The organism is Ferrovibrio sp. (assembly GCF_019636075.1).
Classification (GTDB): Bacteria; Pseudomonadota; Alphaproteobacteria; order Ferrovibrionales; family Ferrovibrionaceae; genus Ferrovibrio.
Genome location: NZ_JAHBYG010000047.1, coordinates 1 through 17,180 on the forward strand (window position 1 = coordinate 1; position 17,180 = coordinate 17,180).

General features: G+C 63.1%; 16 protein-coding genes and 1 tRNA gene. 11 read left to right on the forward strand and 6 right to left on the reverse strand.

The window, feature by feature from the left end; all coding sequences use genetic code 11:
- The 5 genes from KF827_RS16535 to KF827_RS16555 form a co-directional block, all read right to left on the reverse strand.
- A partial coding sequence (locus tag KF827_RS16535) for a valine--tRNA ligase (RefSeq protein WP_291007706.1) occupies positions 1-1,450 on the reverse strand: 1,450 nt, incomplete at its 3' end.
- 131 nt (positions 1,451-1,581) lie between these two features.
- On the reverse strand, positions 1,582-2,235 hold the full coding sequence (locus tag KF827_RS16540) for a DUF2497 domain-containing protein (protein WP_291007708.1): 654 nt from the start codon (positions 2,233-2,235) through the stop codon (positions 1,582-1,584).
- A 270-nt stretch (positions 2,236-2,505) separates the two neighbouring features.
- Positions 2,506-3,879: a TolC family outer membrane protein gene (locus tag KF827_RS16545; RefSeq protein ID WP_291007709.1), complete on the reverse strand. Its 1,374-nt coding sequence runs from the start codon at positions 3,877-3,879 to the stop codon at positions 2,506-2,508.
- 27 nt (positions 3,880-3,906) lie between these two features.
- Complete coding sequence (locus tag KF827_RS16550) at positions 3,907-4,236, reverse strand: rhodanese-like domain-containing protein (protein ID WP_291007710.1); 330 nt, start codon at positions 4,234-4,236, stop codon at positions 3,907-3,909.
- Positions 4,237-4,241: 5 nt separating this feature from the next.
- Positions 4,242-4,913, reverse strand: a complete 672-nt coding sequence (locus tag KF827_RS16555) for a protein-L-isoaspartate O-methyltransferase (protein ID WP_291007711.1) — start codon at positions 4,911-4,913, stop codon at positions 4,242-4,244.
- Positions 4,914-5,201: 288 nt separating this feature from the next.
- Here KF827_RS16555 and KF827_RS16560 point away from each other — a divergent pair.
- The 8 genes from KF827_RS16560 to KF827_RS16595 all read left to right on the forward strand — a co-directional run bounded on the left by KF827_RS16560 (position 5,202) and on the right by KF827_RS16595 (position 12,327).
- A tRNA-Cys gene (locus KF827_RS16560) sits at positions 5,202-5,275 on the forward strand.
- Positions 5,276-5,383: 108 nt separating this feature from the next.
- A complete protein-coding gene (locus KF827_RS16565; protein WP_291007713.1) occupies positions 5,384-6,295 on the forward strand; it encodes a MoxR family ATPase in 912 nt (303 codons plus the stop codon).
- A 3-nt stretch (positions 6,296-6,298) separates the two neighbouring features.
- A complete protein-coding gene (locus KF827_RS16570) occupies positions 6,299-7,531 on the forward strand; it encodes a VWA domain-containing protein (RefSeq protein ID WP_291007715.1) in 1,233 nt (410 codons plus the stop codon).
- Entirely contained in the window at positions 7,528-7,851 is a 324-nt protein-coding gene (locus KF827_RS16575) for an XdhC family protein (protein WP_291007717.1), read from the forward strand. Before KF827_RS16570 ends, KF827_RS16575 begins: the two co-directional genes overlap by 4 nt.
- A 24-nt stretch (positions 7,852-7,875) precedes the next feature.
- Complete coding sequence (locus KF827_RS16580; RefSeq protein WP_291007719.1) at positions 7,876-8,586, forward strand: XdhC family protein; 711 nt, start codon at positions 7,876-7,878, stop codon at positions 8,584-8,586.
- A 3-nt stretch (positions 8,587-8,589) separates the two neighbouring features.
- Positions 8,590-10,230 carry a molybdopterin-binding/glycosyltransferase family 2 protein gene (locus KF827_RS16585; protein ID WP_291007721.1) on the forward strand — a complete coding sequence of 547 codons (1,641 nt, stop codon included), beginning with the start codon at positions 8,590-8,592 and terminating at the stop codon, positions 10,228-10,230.
- Between the two features lie 257 nt (positions 10,231-10,487).
- On the forward strand, positions 10,488-11,735 hold the full coding sequence (locus tag KF827_RS16590; RefSeq protein WP_291007723.1) for a hypothetical protein: 1,248 nt from the start codon (positions 10,488-10,490) through the stop codon (positions 11,733-11,735).
- Positions 11,736-11,892: 157 nt separating this feature from the next.
- Entirely contained in the window at positions 11,893-12,327 is a 435-nt protein-coding gene (locus KF827_RS16595) for a hypothetical protein (protein ID WP_291007738.1), read from the forward strand.
- 51 nt (positions 12,328-12,378) lie between these two features.
- On the opposite strand, the gene KF827_RS16600 is transcribed toward KF827_RS16595, so the two are convergent.
- On the reverse strand, positions 12,379-13,197 hold the full coding sequence (locus KF827_RS16600) for a cysteine hydrolase (protein WP_291007740.1): 819 nt from the start codon (positions 13,195-13,197) through the stop codon (positions 12,379-12,381).
- A gap of 282 nt (positions 13,198-13,479) precedes the next feature.
- On the opposite strand from KF827_RS16600, the gene KF827_RS16605 reads away from it, so the two are divergent.
- From KF827_RS16605 to KF827_RS16615, 3 genes are read left to right on the forward strand one after another with little or no spacing between them, the layout of a single operon-like run.
- A complete protein-coding gene (locus KF827_RS16605; protein WP_291007742.1) occupies positions 13,480-14,484 on the forward strand; it encodes a BMP family ABC transporter substrate-binding protein in 1,005 nt (334 codons plus the stop codon).
- A gap of 19 nt (positions 14,485-14,503) precedes the next feature.
- Positions 14,504-16,084: an ABC transporter ATP-binding protein gene (locus tag KF827_RS16610; protein ID WP_291007744.1), complete on the forward strand. Its 1,581-nt coding sequence runs from the start codon at positions 14,504-14,506 to the stop codon at positions 16,082-16,084.
- Entirely contained in the window at positions 16,084-17,175 is a 1,092-nt protein-coding gene (locus tag KF827_RS16615; protein WP_291007746.1) for an ABC transporter permease, read from the forward strand. Before KF827_RS16610 ends, KF827_RS16615 begins: the two co-directional genes overlap by 1 nt.
- Positions 17,176-17,180 lie beyond the last annotated feature (5 nt).

Consider the following 17,180-nt stretch of genomic DNA (forward strand, 5'->3'; position numbering starts at 1 on the left):
CCAGCGCATCGTTGGGGTAATGGTTCTTCAGCACATCGGTCTGTTCGGGCCAGCCCAATGTGGAGAACGGCCACAGCGCCGAGGAGAACCAGGTATCGAGCACATCCTCGTCCTGTTTCAGCTCAACCGCTTCGCCGTAATTGCGCATGGCATCGGCCTGAGCCTCTTCCAGCGAATAGGCGACGAATACCTTGCCGTCGGGGCCGTACCAGGCCGGAATCTGATGGCCCCACCAGAGCTGGCGCGAAATGCACCAAGGCTGGATGTTGCGCATCCATTCGAAATAGGTCTTCTCCCAGCTCTTCGGCACGAACTGGATATCGCCCTTCTCCACCGCCGCAATCGCCGGGCGCGCCAGCACTTCGGCATTCACATACCATTGCTCGGTGAGCCAGGGTTCGATCACCACCTGGCTGCGGTCGCCATGGGGCACCATATGGGTGTTGGGTTCGATCTTCTCGACCAGCTCCAGGGCTTCCAGATCGGCCACCACCTGCTTGCGCGCCTTGAAACGCTCCAGGCCACGATAGGCTTCCGGCACGTTTTCATTCAGATGCGCATGCTTGTCGAAGATGTTGATCATCTCCAGCTTATGGCGCTTGCCGACCTCGAAATCGTTGAAGTCATGCGCCGGCGTGATCTTCACCGCGCCGCTGCCCTTTTCAGGATCGGAATAGTCGTCGCCCACAATGGGAATGCGCCGGCCCACCAGCGGCAGCAGCGCATATTGCCCGATCAGGTGCTTGTAGCGCTCATCCTCGGGATGCACGGCAATGCCGGTATCGCCCAGCATGGTCTCCGGCCGCGTGGTGGCGACCGTGATGAATTCGCCGGGCCGGCCCTCGATGGGATATTTGAAATACCATAGATGGCTCGTGACCTCGTGCTGCTCGACTTCGAGATCGGAAATCGCGGTAAGCAGCTTGGGATCCCAGTTCACCAGCCGCATATCCTTGTAGATCAGGCCCTCGCGGTAGAGTTCGACGAACACCTTGCGCACGGCGGCGCTCAAGCCCTCGTCCATGGTGAAGCGTTCACGGCTCCAGTCGCAGCTTTCGCCCAACCGGCGCTGCTGGCCGGTGATCATGCCGCCGGATTCCGCCTTCCACTCCCAAACCCGTTCAACGAACTTGGTGCGCCCCATGTCGTGGCGGTTCTTCTGTTCGCCAGCCAGCAAACGCTCCACCACCATCTGGGTGGCGATGCCGGCATGGTCGGTGCCGGGCTGCCACAAGGCGGCGCGGCCGCGCATGCGCTCGAAACGGATCAGCACATCCTGCAAGGTATGGTTCAGGGCATGGCCGATATGCAGGCTGCCGGTCACATTCGGCGGCGGCAGCGCAATCGTGTAAGGCTTGCCATCGCCGGCAGGCTTGAAGGCGCCAGCCTTTTCCCAGGCGGCATAGAGGCGCTGCTCGACGGATTGCGGCTGATAGGTCTTGTCCAACATCGTCAAAACTCAAATCTTCTGAGGGTCAAATCTTCCGGGGGGCCAAGTCTTCCGGGGAGAATGCGGGACGCGCATAAAAGACCATCCAGGGCAGACAGTCTAGTCCGCCCTTCAGTCCTGTGCCGGAACGGTCAGAGGTGGTCCTGCTCCTCTTCCGCCTGAATGGTCAGGCGGGCCACCTCGCGCTCTACGATGCGCTGTACGATGGTGGCGAGGTGGGCGTCCAGCCATTCCTTCAGCATCGGACGCAGCAATTCCTTCACCAGTTCCTCAAGGGTACGCTGGCCGTTGCCCAGCCCCATGGCGCGGGAGCCGGCAACCGCGCCGGTCAGGGCGCCAAGATGCGAAGCCGCCCGGTGTGCCGTGGGCTGCGAAACCAAAGCCTCGTAATCGTCGTCGCGCATTACTTCCGTCAGGTCGAGAATATCCTCGCGCGGCGGAGGCGGTGGCGGCGGACGGCGCGGCCGCGGCGGAGGGGGCGGCGGCGGCGGGGGTGGCGGCGGCGGTTCCTCGTATTCGGGTTCCGGCTCCGGCTCGGGTTCGGGTTCAGGCTCCGGCTCGGGCTCCGGCGCAGCCATCATCGGCTCCGGCTCGGGCTCGGGTTCCGGCTCGGGTTCAGGCAGCGGCGCGGGTTCGGGTTCCGGCTCTGGAGCGGGCGGCGGCGGCGGCGCTTCGGCCTCGGCGGCGGGCTGCTCGGCACCATCCTCCGAAATAATTCGGCGGATGGAGGCGAGAATCTCCTCCATCGTCGGTTCGCTCTGCTGCCCTGCCTTGGGGTCGCTCATACCCTCGCCTGTATCCTTCGGCGGCAACTGCCCGCCGTCTTGATTTTTTCAGCCCTGAAACAGACTGGCTTGAAACGGCCTTGCCAGCAAGAAGGGTTCGGGACCACCACATACCAGCCAAAGCCAGGCGGGTCGATCACTCGACTCGCCTGAATTTAGATATGCGCCTGAAAGATAACCGAAGTGTTAAACCGGGTTAAGGCTTATTTGCCTGGATTCCCTGGTTTAAAGGACCGAATCGGTCGAAATCACCCGATAATCGACCGATCCTTAGTCTACGTCGAGACCGCCATCGGTGCCGAACCAGAGGTCGCGCACCCGGTTGTAGTTCTCGGCCGGATCGTAGAGGTCCACCGCCAGGCCCAGATTGCGGGCGCTGAGGCCGCCGACCGAGGACAGCAGGGCGAAGCCGGCAACGTATTCGTCGCGCTCAGCCCGCACCTGGGCCACCTGGGCGTCGAGGTATTCCTGCTCGGCATCCAGCACGTCCAGCGTGGTGCGCGATCCCACTTCGGCTTCCTGCTGCACGCCATCCAGGGCGATACGCGAGGCCTGCACCTGCGCCTTGCGGGCGGTGATGTTGGAACGCGCGGTGTTGAGATTTTCCCAAGCCTGAACCACGGCCTGACGCACAGCGCGGCGCTGCTCGTCCACCTGGATGCGGCGCTGGTTGTAAACCTGCTTCTTCTGCCGGGTCTGGCTGTAAACGCCGCCGGCTTCGTAAAGCGGCACGCTTACCTGCACGGTGGCGCGAGCGCCTTCGGTGATGGCATCCACGCGGGATTGCTCGCGGGCGGTATTGGCCGAGGCATTCAGCGAAACCGAAGGCAACAGCGCGCCGGAACTGACACGCACATCATTGCGCGCCGACAATTCGCGGAACTGAGCGGCCTGCAGATCGGGATTCTGCTGATCGCCCAGGCTCACCGCCTCGGTCTCGCTGGTCGGCAAAGTGGGCAGCGGCGGCGGCGGGACAAGCTGGCCTGGCTGTTCGCCCACGATACGGGCGAAAATCGCACGGCTGCTGGCCAGCGCGCCTTCGGCAGAAATGCGGTCGGCGGTGGCGCGGCTGAGGCGGGATTCGGCCTGGGCCACGTCGGTGCGGGTGATCTCGCCAACGCGGAAACGCTCGCGGGTGGCTTCCAACTGGCGGCGCAGCACCTGCTCGTTATTACGGGTCAGTTCCAGCACGGCCTGATCGCGCAACACATCCATATAAGACGTGACGGCATCCTGCAGCACACGGCGTTCGGTGCTGGCCAGATCCTGGCGGCTGGCCTGCACGGCGGCTTCGGCCGTGGCGGTGGCGGCTTCGGTGCGACCGCCGCGATACAGCGGCTGGCTCACCGCGATACCCACCGAAGCAGGCGACAACGACGTGGCTTGGGTGGCGGCGGTCTGCGGCCGGGCATCGGCGAAAGAGCGACCGGCCTCGCCCGTCAGCGAAACCGTGGGGCGCCAGCCGGCCAAGGCCTGCGGCACGCTTTCATCGGTGGCACGCAGCGACGCGCGGGCCGCCAGCAAGGTGGGATTGTTGGAATAGGCCGTGGCCAACACATCGTTGAGCTGCTGCGCCCGGGCATCGGGCATGGCGGCCAGCATCAACCCGACCAGACCGGTGGCTGCCATCAGATAATTACGCATCGCCTCGCCCCTTACCCCGAAAAGATATCAGTAGACCGCCATGCCGGGTTCCACCCGCTCGGCCCAGGCAGTGATACCACCAGCCAGGTTAACCGCGTGTGAAACTCCGTTGGCTCGCAGCCATTGCGTGGCGCGCAGGCTGCGGCCGCCGCGATGGCACATCACCACCAGTTTGCCCACTTTGGGCAATTCGCCCGCCCGGCCCGGCAATTCCCCCAGGGGGATATGCACGGCGCCCGGCAGCGAACAAATCTCCAATTCCCAGCCTTCGCGCACATCCAGCACGGCGATATCCGCCTGACTGTCGCGCAACTGCTTCAAGTCCTCGACCGTAATATCGATCGGTGCTTCGGCCATGATACTCAGAACACGAAGCCGGCGGGACGCTCGAAACCCGGCAGCGGATGCGTGCCGGCATCGAATATTTCACGCTCGGCGAAGCTGTTTCCTGTGCGCTTCACATACACGGCCCGGCCGATCGGGGCCCCGGCCGGACGTACAACGCCCACCAAGCGGCCACCCTCGGCCAATTGCTGCTTCAGCGCATCGGGGATTTCCGGCACCGCGCCGCACAGCAGAATCACGTCATACGGTCCCTGCTTGGCCAGACCGGCGGCCAGCGGGCCTTCGATCACCGGGGCATTGTCCAGGCCCAGCTTGGCCAGGGTCTGGCTGGCAGAGGCCGCCAGGGCAGCATCGCTTTCCAGGCCGATGGCCGTACTGGCCAAGCCGGCCAGAACCGCAAGGTCGTAGCCGCTGGCCGGGCCCACGGCCAGGGCCACATCGCTATCCGAGATATCGGCTTCCTGCAGCAGACGGGCCAGCACCAGCGGCTCCATCAGCCAGCGGCCGGATGAAACGGCAATGTCTTCATCCATGTAAGCCACGCCGCGATAGGCCTTGGGCACGAATTCCTCACGCGGCACCATCTGCATGGCCGCAATCACGCGCTCGTCGATCACCTTGCTGGGCAGGAGCTGCGTCAACACCATCTGGCGCCGCGCTTCGGCGTAAAGTCGATCAGCAGAAGCCATGGGACGAATCCGCTCCGGAAATTCTAGCAACCAGTTGGCTTTATAATGCCGCAATGCAGCGAAAACAATCGTTGCTTGAACGACTTCGCCGGCCCGAGTGTGACATTCATCACAGGCCGCTGGCCAAAGGCATCACAAGCCGTTGGCCAAAGGCATCACAGGCCGCTGGCCAAGCTGCCGCCTGGCCGGCAAGCCCCCGGCAAGCCCCCGGCAAGCCCCCGGCAAGGCTTGACCCATATCCCGCCTGCCCCTACAAGAGCCCACGCGTTGGCCGACGGGGTTTTTCGAGGTCCGGTGGCGGAGTGGCTACGCAGCGGACTGCAAATCCGCGTACGCCGGTTCAATTCCGGCCCGGACCTCCAATCATTCCGCAGCCTGTTTACTCAACGCAACCCGATAAATCCCGGTTTCGCGGCCTTTACGGTCCTGGCATAGTCCTTATTCGGCCGCTGCCCCACATCGAGTGCCGCATGTCCGACCTGCCCAGCTCCATCGAAGCCGTCGAAAAACTCCTCGAGCAGGGCGACTATGTTGCCGACCGAGCCCTGGCCACCAGCCTGTTCCTGGCCCTGAAGATGGGCCGGCCGCTGTTTCTCGAAGGCGAGGCCGGCGTGGGCAAGACCGAAATTGCCAAGGTGCTAGCCCAGACCCTGAACCGCGGCCTGGTGCGCCTGCAATGTTATGAGGGGTTGGACCTCTCCTCTGCCGTGTATGAATGGAACTATCCCCGCCAGATGCTTGAAATCCGTCTGGCCGAAGCCGCCGGCGAGCAGGATCGCGGCCGCATCGCCGCCGATATCTTCAGCCGCGACTTCCTGATCGAGCGACCACTTCTGCAGGCCCTGCAATCCGGCCTGGAAGGCCCGCCGGTGCTGCTGATCGACGAACTGGACCGCACCGACGAACCTTTCGAAGCGTATCTGCTGGAAGTGCTCTCCGATTTCCAGATCACCATCCCCGAGCTTGGCGCGGTAAAGGCCGAAACGCCGCCGATCGTGATCGTGACCTCCAACCGCACCCGTGAAATCCACGACGCGCTGAAGCGCCGCTGCCTGTATTACTGGGTGGATTACCCGTCCGCCGAACGCGAACTCGCCATCCTGAAGCGCAAGGTGCCGGGCGTGCCGGAACGCCTGTCGCGCGAAATCGTGGCCTTCGTGCAAGGCCTGCGCAATGCCGAGCTGTTCAAGCTGCCCGGCGTGGCCGAAACCATCGACTGGACCCGTGCGCTGACCTTCCTCGACAAGGTGGCGCTGGATCCCGAAACCATCGACAACACGCTCGGCGTCTTGCTCAAGTATCAGGACGATATCGCCAAGATGCAGGGCAGCGAGGCTGCCGCCCTGCTGCGCCAGGTGCAGCAGGAATTGGCGGGCCTGTAGGCCATGGATGTGGTGCCGGAAGCCGTTCCCAGCGGTGGGCGTTTCGCTGAAAACATCGTGCATTTCGTGCGCATGCTGCGGGCTGCCGGCCTGCCGCTGGGCCCCGGCAAATCGCTGGATGCGGTACGCGCGGTGGAATGCGCCGGCATCCAGCACCGCAGCGATCTGTACTGGGCGCTGTTCTCGGTGCTGGTAAACCGCCGCGATCAACGCGAATTATTCGATCAGGCCTTCCACATTTTCTGGCGCGATCCGAAAATCCTCGAACGCATGCTGCATATGATGCTGCCGGAAGCGCCGGGCATGGCCGAGCCGGAGCGCAATGCGCTGTCGCAGCGCTTGCAGCAGGCGATGATGCCGGGGCGCGACGGCAAACCGCGCCCGCAGAAGGGCGAGGACGAAATCGAGATCGATGCCACCCTCACCTTCTCGGCCAGCGAATTGCTGCAGAAGAAGGATTTCGCCGATATGAGTACGGAGGAAGTAGCTGCCGCCAAGGCCGCGCTGGCGCGCATTGCCTGGCCCTTCCCGCCGCATCGCACCCGCCGCCACGCACTGAACCCGCGCGGCACGCGGATCAATCTGCGGGCCTCGCTGCGGCGTTCCCTGCGCCTGGGCGGCGCGGCGATTCCGCTGTTGCATGAAAGCCCGCGCGAGCTTCCGCCGCCCCTGGTGGTGCTATGCGATATTTCCGGCTCTATGAGCCAGTATTCGCGCATGTTTCTGCATTTCATGCATAACCTGAGCAACGACCGCGCCCGCGTGCACAGCTTTCTGTTCGGCACCCGGCTGACCAATATCACCCGCATGCTGCGGCAGAAGGATGTGGACAAGGCGTTGCGCGATGTCGGCGAAAAAGTGCCTGATTGGTCGGGCGGCACGCGTATCGGCGGCACGCTGGAAGAATTCAACCGATACTGGTCGCGCCGCGTGCTGGGCCAGGGCGCGGTTGTGCTGATGCTGACCGATGGGCTGGACCGCGAGGGCGGCAGCGGCCTTGCGCATGAGATGGAACGCCTGCACAAATCCTGTAAGCGGCTGATCTGGCTGAATCCGCTGTTGCGCTGGGATGGTTTCGAACCGAAGGCCCAAGGCATCCGCGCCATCCTGCCGCATGTTGACGATTTCCGCCCGATACACAATCTCACGTCCATGGCCGAATTGGCGCAGGCCCTGAATGGCGCCAACGATTTCGGCAACCGCCTGAAGCAGAACCTGCAAAGGATGAGCAAATGAGCGATATCGATGTCGATCCGCTGAACCAGGCCCAGACTTGGCGCAAATCCGGCAAGGGCGTGGCACTGGCCACAGTGGTCACCACCTGGGGCTCGGCCCCGCGCCCCGTCGGCAGCCAGCTTGCGGTGGACGAGGATGGCAATTTCGTCGGTTCGGTTTCCGGCGGCTGCATCGAGGGCGCCGTGGTGACCGAAGGCCTTGATGCGATCCAGGATGGCAAGCCGCGCCTGCTGGATTTCGGCGTATCGGATGCCCAGGCCTGGGAAGTCGGCCTGGCCTGCGGCGGCAAAATTCAGATTTTCGTCGAAAAGCTGGCCTGAACCATGCCATCGGAGAACTGAGCCATGCAGTCGACACTCCTTGAACAGCTACAGGCCGACCGCGCCGCCAAGCGCCCCGTTGTGTTAGCCACGTTTCTGAAAACCGGCGAACAGCGCCTGCTCTATCTGGTGGGCAAGCAAGGCTTGAAGGATCTCGATCCGCGTATCGGCGAAGCGGCGCGCGCCGCATTGCTGGAAGACAAGCCGCGCACGGTGGAAACCGAGCAGGGCCCGCTTTTCCTGAATGTGTTCAATCCGCCGCTGCGGCTGATCCTGGTGGGCGCCGTGCATATCGCCCAGGCCCTGGTACCGATGGCGCGGCTGACCGGCTATGAAGTGGCCGTGATCGATCCGCGCAGCGCTTTCGGCAATGCCGAGCGGTTTCCCGGCGTTGCCTTGTCGAACGACTGGCCCGACGAAGCGATGGCCGCATTGAAGCCCGATCTGCGCACCGCCGTTGTAACGCTGACCCATGATCCGAAAGTGGATGATCCCGCCCTGCAGGCCGCGCTCAAATCCGATGCCTTCTATATCGGCGCACTGGGCAGCAAGAAGACCCATGCTGCGCGTATCGAACGGCTGACCGCCGCCGGCTTCGGGCCGGATGATTTCGCACGCATCAACGGCCCCGTAGGCCTTTCCATCGGCGCCAAATCGCCCGCCGAGATTGCCATCTCGATCCTGGCACAAATGACCCAAGCTTTGCGCCAGCAAAAAAGCGCACAAGAGGCGTAAGGCATGTTCTTCGGCCCGCTGCCGGTACGCGACGCATTGGGCGCCATCCTGGGCCATGGCGTGAATGCCGGTGCGCAGCGTTTCCGCAAAGGCCGCCTGCTGAGCCAGCAGGATATCGACACCCTGCTGGCTGCGGGTATCGACACGATATATGCCGCCCGCCTTGGCAATGACGACATGCCCGAGGATGAAGCCGCAGCCTTTATCGCCGAAGCCGCCTGCGGCGCAGGCACCCGCATGACCGCAGCCTTCACCGGACGCGCCAATCTTTATGCCGAAGCCGCCGGCCTGCTGGTGGTGGATACGGCGCGGGTGGATGCGCTGAACCTGATCGACGAAGCGGTGACCATCGCTACCCTGCCTGCCTTCGATGTGGTGGAAGCCGGACAGATGCTGGCCACCGTGAAGATCATTCCCTTCGCCGCGCCGCGCGATGCCGTGCAGCAGGCCGCCGCGATTGCCGCCGAAACAACGCCGCTGGTGCGCGTGGCGCAATTCCGCGCCTGCACTGTCGGCCTGGTGCTGACCCGCGTGGCCGATACCAAGGACAGCGTGCTGGCCAAGACCGAAGCCGTGATGCGCGAACGCCTGCGCCAATTGGGCAGCAGCCTTGGCGAAACCCGCATCTGCGCCCATACCGAAGCCGCCGTTGCCGAGGCGGTATCAACCCTGCATGGAGCCGGGTTTTCGCCGATCCTGGTGGTGGGCGGCAGCGCCATCGTGGATCGCCGCGATGTGGTGCCGGCCGGCATCATCCGCAGTGGCGGCGTGGTGGAGCATTTCGGTATGCCAGTGGATCCCGGCAATCTGCTGCTGGTGGGCAGGTTGAACGACGTGCCGGTGCTGGGTGTGCCGGGCTGTGCGCGTTCGCCCAAGCTGAATGGCTTCGACTGGGTGTTGCAAAGGCTGTGCGCCGGGCTGCAGGTGAACCGCGCCGATATCATGCGCATGGGGGCCGGCGGCCTGCTGAAGGAAATCCCGACCAGACCGATGCCACGAGATCCTGCAAAAAAGGCCGCCCCCGCCATCCAGCGCAGACCGAAAGTCGGTGCGCTGATTCTGGCCGCCGGCCTGTCCAGCCGCATGCAGGGCGGCAACAAGCTGCTGGCCGATCTGGATGGCAAACCGATCCTGCGCCATGTGGTTGATCAGGTGATGGCCTCGGAGGCCAGGCCCGTCGTGGTGGTGACCGGTCATTTGGCCGAGCAAATCCAGCAGGCTGCCGGCAACCCGGCCGATCTGCGTTTCGCGCATAATCCCGATTACGCCCAGGGCCTGGCCTCTTCCCTGGTGGCTGGGTTGAATGCCCTGCCCGCCGACCTGGATGGCGTGCTGGTTTGCCTGGGCGACATGCCGGATGTTTCCACAACCGTGCTGGAGCGCCTGATCACCGCCTTCAACCCAACCGAAGGCCGCGCCATCTGCCTGCCGGTGATCGGCAGCAAATGGGGCAACCCGGTGCTGTGGGGGGCGGAATTCCTGCCCCGGCTGAAAACGCTGAGCGGCGATGCCGGGGCCCGGAAGCTGCTGGGCGAATTCCCGGAGCGGATTTGCGAAGTGGCCTGCGAGGAAGCCGGCATCCTGAGCGATATCGACACCGCAGAGGCCCTGGCGGAACGCCGCAACCAGGCGAAAAAGTCGTAATCAACCTCTGGCAATGGTTGCCTTAAGGTATACCGGGATTTTAAATTGTGGCCGCTTGGAGACTGTGCCAATTGTCACAAAATCGTGCAGTGGTAAGGATTTATTAGCGAGTAGGGGGCTATTAACCAAGCAAGCGGCTTTTTCAGAAAGCCATAATTTGTCATAGTGTTTGCAGGGAGGCCCCTAACCATCTGCCCGATTTTTCGTGGCAGAAAGCGGATGCGGGCTTAATTTTTGGAGAAAGAGCGGCAGCGTAGATGAGCGAAGTTGCCAATAACACACCGGCGTCAGACGACGAAAAGATGTTCACGGACTACGATCGTATCGTCCGTGGCAAGGTGTTCGGCGGCCGCATCTGCGCGATCATGCAGTTCGTCAACCCGAAGAATTTCGAGCGGAACCGGGAAAGCTACAATATCGTAGTGCATGCCATCCGTTCGCTGATGTCGAAATACGAAGGCAGCTATTACACGCTGCATGACTACAGCATCGTGCTGTTCGCCCGGCTTTCCGAACGCTTTTTCGAGCAAAGCTTCGAAAAGATGGTGCTGGAAGTCGACGATGTGCTGACCCGCAACAACGTTGCCATCGGCCTGACGCCCGAAGAGGCGGAAAACGCCGTTCGCTGGTATCGTTTCGATAATAACCTGGATGAGCTGCAGGAATGGATGGATTCCATTGCCCAGCGCTTCCGCGTATTTTCCGAGCGCCGCAAGCGCCTGCTGGCCAAGGCCGGCACCGGTGCCGGCGCCACCGACGGCGTGCCGATGACCCCTGCTGCCCTGCAGCAGATCGAGGACATCCTCAAGAAAGCCGACGTAACCACCTTCATGAAGCGCCAGCCGATCTGCGTGGTGTTTGGCAACCAGCCGCCCAAGCCGATCTTCCAGGAAATATTCGTGGGCGTGAACGATCTGCGCCAGGCCATTGCGCCGAATGTGAACCTGCGCGGCTCGCGTGCGCTGTTCCAATACCTTACCCGCACGCTCGACAGCCGTGTATTCCGCGCCCTGCTGGATGGCTATGTCACCCGCAACAGCGGCCCATTCAGCATCAATCTGAATGTTTCCACCGTGCTGTCGGATCAATTCCGCGATTTCGACTCCCGCATCGGCAACATCCTCAAGAAAGAGCAGATCATCGTTGAACTGCAGCGCTGGGATGTTTTCTGGGATTACAACGAATATCTGCTGGCCTGCGAATTCCTGCAGAATAGCGGCTACCGCATTCTGATCGACGGCATCACGCCAGACCTGCTGGGCCTGTTCGGCCGCAAGGAACTGCGCGCCGACTTCATCAAGCTGTTTTACTTCAAGGACCATCACGACGATTGGGTCTCGAAGGACATTCAGCACCGGATCACCGATGCCGATCCGAACCGCGTGATCATGGCCCGTTGCGAAAGCGACGAAGCCCTGCGCGCCGGCCAGGCTGCCGGTATCCGGCTGTTCCAGGGCTGGCATGTAGACAGCCTGATCCGGGCCGCCAAGGAAGTCATTAACTAAGATTTCCGTGGTTTCCGGCGGGCATGCTGCCCGCCGGCCAGCCTTTCATGACCGTCCCCGCCCTTCATGCCGGGCATGAATCCTTTCCAATTACATCGCGCACCGTGCTAGGATGGCATCGCTATTCTAGCGTCAGTGATTTTTCAAGGTGAATGCGATGTGGCCCCGCTCCTCCTCCCAGACCGGCTCTCAATCCGCACCGATGGCCGCTGCCAGGTCTGGCAGCGAAGCCGATCCGCGCCGCCATGTCTCGCCCAAGGATAACGAGCGGATCGAGAAGATTCTGGCCAGCATCGCCATCGATACCTCGCAGACCTTCAATGCCATGCTGGACTCGCTGATGGGCGAGCGGCCGGTCACGCATTACGAAAGCAACCAGACCCGCGACTATATCCTCACTGTGTTCGAGGACGTACGCGCCGAAAGCAATCGCGACGCGGTGGCTCTTGCCCGCAAATTCGCCGATCTGTGCATGCGCGCCGCCGACCAGCTCAACGACAACCACCAGCGCACCGTGGCGCGCTGCGTGAGCGAATTGTTCGAGCAATTCGCCGCCAAGCTGGATCACCGTGAGCCGGCGAACTCGAATTAAGCGTGAGCCGGCGAACTCGAACTGAGTGCGAGCCGGCGAACTCGAACTGAATCAGCCGGCCAGCGCCTTCAACAGTTTCTTTGAATCGGTGACGAAGCCGAAGCATTTCTTCACGTTCCACACCGTGGCCTGCGTGCAGAAATCCGGCGAGGTGGTGGCGCAGCAATCCTCCACCAGCACGCAGCCATAGCCCAGGAAATTCGCATCCGTCAGGCTGTGCAGCACGCATTGATCGGTGTTGACGCCGGCGAACAGAATGCTGCGGATATCCAGGTTGCGCAGGATGCTATCCAGCGGCGTATCCCAGAAGCCGCTGATGCGATACTTGTCCACCTTGATATCGCCGGGCTTCTGCTCGAGTTCATCCACCACCGCTGCCGCCCAGCTATCCTTTTCCAGCACATGGGCGCCGCTGCCGGGCAATGGTTCGCCCAGGCCGATGCCGGTGCCGCTGGGCTTGTAGAGATGGATCTGGTTGGGCGGCATATTGGCCAGGTCTGGCCGGTTGCCCCAATTCACCCAGATCACCGGCACGCCCGCCCCGCGCAGCACCGGCAACAATTTCTGCAACGGTTTGATCGGCGCGCGGTCCGGCGTGTAATCGGCGCCCAGATGATCCACCCAGCCGCCCTTGGCGCAGAAATCATTCTGCATGTCGATCACGATGATCGCCGTGCGGTTCAGATCGATGGTGACATTCTGCGGCGCGGCGCGGACATCCAGCGCACGCACCGGCATGGGCGATGTGGCCATATCGACATGCTTGGCGCTGGCCCCCCATTTGTACCCCGCCAGCTTGGCGCCCAGCGGCTTTAATGTCCTCGCCTTGCCTGCTTTCGTTTTGCCGCCCGCTTTACCCGCCTTGGCCATCTGTCCGCTCCTTCGGATGCCAGTACCGCAAGAAGGATAAGCAAAACCTTTGCCAGCGGAATCCCTGGCATTTCATGCATGCAGCGAGCTTTTAATGCCTAAATTTTGGACGTATGCGTTTCAATACGGCATCCATCAGTCGATCCGCCTGTCGTTCCAAAGTTTATGCACACAATGGAAAAGCCATGTAATTCCGCTGCTTCAGTTGCATTCCAGGCGATGGCATGGGCGTTGCTTAGCAGTCATATGCATCATTCCTCGGCCAAACCAAATGGGGGCAACATGGCTGGCTTCGATCGTCGTGACTTTCTCAAGGGCAGCGCGGCTGCGGCCGGACTGGGCATCCTCGGCGGTGCCGTGGGCATGCCGTATATCGCCCGCGCCGCCGGTCCGCTTACCGTGGGCGTGCTGATCCCGGGTTCCAAATCCGACAAGGGCTGGATGGAAAGCGGCTATGACGGCCTGAAGGCAGCGGAAGCCAAGTTCGGCGGCAAGATCAAGGTGCAGTTCATCGAGAACGTGAAGTTCGGCGACATGGAGCAGGTGCTGGTGGCCCTGGCCGGCAAGAATCAGATGGTGATCGGCGTCGGCGGGCAGACGCAAGGGTCGGTCTTCAAGGTGGCGCCGCGCTTCTCCAAGGTGAAATTCGCCATCGTGGGCGGCAACAAGGATGCAGCCAAACCGGCCAATGTATCGTCTTACGATGTGCGCCAGGCCGAGATCGGTTTCGTGGCCGGCGCGGCTGCCGCCATGCTGTCGAAAAACGGCGCGGTCTCTTATGTCGGCGGCCTGGAGATTCCGGCGATCGTGAATACCGGCAAGGAGTTCGGCAACGGCGCCAAATACATCAATCCCGCCATCAAGTATTTCGAGAATTACACCGGCGATTTCGACGACGTGGCGAAATCCAAAGAAGCCACGCTGGCCGCCATCGCCCAGGGCGCCGATGTGCATTACCACATCCTCAATCTCGGCCTGCGCGGTATGGAACAGGCCGCGCGCGAAAAAAACACCAAGATCATCGGCAGCTACACCAACCGCTGCGGCACCGATCCGCTCTATATCGCCTATTCCATCACTGGCGTGGGCTTCCAGGTGGAATATGCCATCGAACAGGCGGTGGCTGGCACATGGGCGCCGGAATTCAAGCCCTTCGGCCTTGCCATGGGCCCGAAGGCTTCGGATATCGCCATCTGCGGCGGCCTGCTAAAGCCCGATCAACTGGCCAAGCTGGAGGCCATCAAGAAGGATATCCTGGCCGGCACCATCAAGGTGCTGGAAGCCTGATCGCCAGGCGCGCCGCGCGATGGGCGCAGCAGCCGATATAACCATCGACACGGCGCGGGCGGCGGAAGGCCGCCCGCTGCTGGCGCTCGAGGGCGTGTCCAAGCGCTTCGGCAAATTGCAGGCGCTGAGCGAGATATCGCTGGATTTCAAGGCCGGCGAAGTGCATTGCCTGCTGGGCGAAAACGGCGCCGGCAAATCCACCTTGTGCAATCTGATTTTCGGCAGCCACGCACCCGATACCGGGCTGATGCGCTTTCAGGGCCGCGAATGGTCGCCATCGGGCCCGGCCGAGGCCCTGCAAAGCGGCATCGCCATGGTGCACCAGCATTTCAGCGTGGTGCCGCGCATGAGCGTGGTGGAAAACCTGATGCTGGGCCAGGCCCGCGGCCGGTTGCGCCACCGCGAGCAGGCCGCGCTGATCCGCGCCATGACCGCCAAATTCGGCCTGGATGTGAATCCCGATGCCATCGTGGGCGAATTGTCGGTGGGCGAACGCCAGCGCGTGGAAATCGTGAAATGCCTGATGCGCGAACCGCGCCTGCTGGTGCTGGACGAACCCACCGCCGTGCTGCCGCCGGAAGAGATCGGCGCCTTGCTGGATATCGTGCGCCGGGTGGCCGACGATGGCCGCGCGGTGATTCTGGTGACGCATAAACTGGCCGAAATCGCCAAGGTGGCCGACCGGGTGAGTGTGCTGCGCGGCGGCAAGCTGGTCACCAGCCTGCCCATGCAGGGCACGCAGATGGGCGATCTGGTGCGCGCCATGGTGGGCCGCGAGGTCACGTCGCTGGAAAGCGCCCTGGCCAGCAGTCTGGCCGGCATCGCACGCGCCGAAAAACAGGGCGATGGCCCGCATAAATACGCCCTGGTTTGCGATGGCATCACCGTGCGCGATGCCGGCGGCGCGGTGCGGCTGGATAATTTCACGCTGGAAATCGCGCCGGGCGAAGTGGTGGGGCTGGCCGGCGTGGAAGGCAACGGACAGACCGAGTTGGGCCGCGTGCTGGCAGGCTTGTCGCCGCCTACATCTGGCCGCTTCTTCATCGGTGAAGCCGAGATGACCCATGCCAGCGCCGCGCAGATCACTGCACAAGGCGCCGGCATCGTGCCCGAAGATCGCCATGCCGTGGCCTGCGTTACCGGCATGAGCCTGGCGGAAAACATCTTCCTCAACAAGCTTGGGCAATTCACCCGCTTCGGCCTGCTCAACCGCACAGCCCTCACCGAGGCTGCCAAGGGCCTGATGCAGGATTACGATGTGCGCGCCGCCGGGCCGGAAATCGCCTTCGGCAGCCTGTCGGGCGGCAATCAGCAGAAGGCCGTGCTTGGCCGCGAACTCACCCTCGATCCGCTGGTTTTCCTGTTGGCAGCCCAGCCCACGCGCGGGCTGGATATCGGCGCGGTGGAAGCCGTGTATCGGCAGATCCGCCTGGCTGCTTCGCGCGGCGTAGGCGTGTTGCTGATTTCCAGCGAGCTGGACGAATTGATCGCGGCATCCGACCGGATCCTGGTGCTGTATCGCGGCAAGGTGGTGGGCGAAAAACCGGCGCGACCGGATCAACGCGAGGCCATCGGTGCCTTGATGTCGGGGCATGCCTGATGAGCACACTAGCCTTGCCTGCCGGCCTGGACCGCAACGCATTGCTGAAGCGCCTGCTGCAACTGGCGGTGCCGCTGGGCGCCACAGCGGCCGCGCTGGTCATCGGCCTGCTGTTGATCGCCATCAGCGGCCGCTCGGTGGCCGATGCCATCGAAGCCTTCATGGATGGCGCCTTCGGTTCGGCCTTTGCCATCGGCGCTTCGATCAACCGCGCCGTGGCCCTGGCCCTGGTAGGCCTGGGCTTCATCCTCGCCTTTCGTGCCAATCTCACCAATGTGGGCGGCGAAGGCCAGATCGCCATGGGCGGCATCGCGGCCACTGCCATGGCCCTGCATGGCGGCGTGGCAAGCTTGCCGCTGGGCCCGGCCGTGTTGCTGCCGATGCTGGCCGGCTGCGTTGCCGGCGCGGCCTGGGGCGGCGCCGCCGGATATTTGAAAGTGCGCTTCGGCACCAATGAAGTGATCAGCACTTTGCTGCTCGGCTTCATCGCTCTGCTATTGGTTTACTGGTCGGTGCAATCGGAAAACCTGCTGCGTCAGCCGCGCACGTCTTCCTCCACCCTGCCGGAATCGCTGCCGATCCCCGAGGCCGCGCAATTGCCGGCGCTGACGCCCTTCGATGAATCGCCGCTGCATATCGGCCTGGCGATCTGCGTGGTGGCGGCGATCTTCACCGCCATCCTGCTCAGCCGCTCCACCTACGGCCTCAAGCTGCGCGCCGTGGGCCTGAACGAACTGGCCGCGCGCCGCGCCGGCATGCCTTGCAACCTGCTGCTGATCTCGGCCCTGGCAATGGCCGGTGCATTCGGCGGCCTGGCCGGCGCCATCATGATCCAGGGCGAGCAATATTACCTTAAGGCCGGCTTCTCATCGGGCTATGGCTTCGATGGCTTGGTGGTCGGCCTGCTGTCGCGCGGCTCGGCCATCGGCGTGCTGGCCGGCGCGCTGTTCTTCGGCTTTCTGCGCTCGGGCGGCATCTCGATGGAAATCATGGCGCAAGTGCCGGCCGCCCTCACCCTGGTGATTCAAGGGTTGATCGTGATCGCGGTTGCCGGCTCGGTCATCCTGCTGGAAAAACTGGAGACGCGCTGATGCCG

Bases quoted from the DNA above. Each gene is read 5' to 3' on its own strand.
- KF827_RS16540 (WP_291007708.1), bottom strand. From the start codon at position 2,235: ATGAGCGACCCCAAGGCAGGGCAGCAGAGCGAACCGACGATGGAGGAG.
- KF827_RS16545 (WP_291007709.1), bottom strand. From the start codon at position 3,879: ATGCGTAATTATCTGATGGCAGCCACCGGTCTGGTCGGGTTGATGCTG.
- KF827_RS16550 (WP_291007710.1), bottom strand. From the start codon at position 4,236: ATGGCCGAAGCACCGATCGATATTACGGTCGAGGACTTGAAGCAGTTG.
- KF827_RS16555 (WP_291007711.1), bottom strand. From the start codon at position 4,913: ATGGCTTCTGCTGATCGACTTTACGCCGAAGCGCGGCGCCAGATGGTG.
- KF827_RS16565 (WP_291007713.1), top strand. From the start codon at position 5,384: ATGTCCGACCTGCCCAGCTCCATCGAAGCCGTCGAAAAACTCCTCGAG.
- KF827_RS16570 (WP_291007715.1), top strand. From the start codon at position 6,299: ATGGATGTGGTGCCGGAAGCCGTTCCCAGCGGTGGGCGTTTCGCTGAA.
- KF827_RS16575 (WP_291007717.1), top strand. From the start codon at position 7,528: ATGAGCGATATCGATGTCGATCCGCTGAACCAGGCCCAGACTTGGCGC.
- KF827_RS16580 (WP_291007719.1), top strand. From the start codon at position 7,876: ATGCAGTCGACACTCCTTGAACAGCTACAGGCCGACCGCGCCGCCAAG.
- KF827_RS16585 (WP_291007721.1), top strand. From the start codon at position 8,590: ATGTTCTTCGGCCCGCTGCCGGTACGCGACGCATTGGGCGCCATCCTG.
- KF827_RS16590 (WP_291007723.1), top strand. From the start codon at position 10,488: ATGAGCGAAGTTGCCAATAACACACCGGCGTCAGACGACGAAAAGATG.
- KF827_RS16595 (WP_291007738.1), top strand. From the start codon at position 11,893: ATGTGGCCCCGCTCCTCCTCCCAGACCGGCTCTCAATCCGCACCGATG.
- KF827_RS16600 (WP_291007740.1), bottom strand. From the start codon at position 13,197: ATGGCCAAGGCGGGTAAAGCGGGCGGCAAAACGAAAGCAGGCAAGGCG.
- KF827_RS16605 (WP_291007742.1), top strand. From the start codon at position 13,480: ATGGCTGGCTTCGATCGTCGTGACTTTCTCAAGGGCAGCGCGGCTGCG.
- KF827_RS16610 (WP_291007744.1), top strand. From the start codon at position 14,504: ATGGGCGCAGCAGCCGATATAACCATCGACACGGCGCGGGCGGCGGAA.
- KF827_RS16615 (WP_291007746.1), top strand. From the start codon at position 16,084: ATGAGCACACTAGCCTTGCCTGCCGGCCTGGACCGCAACGCATTGCTG.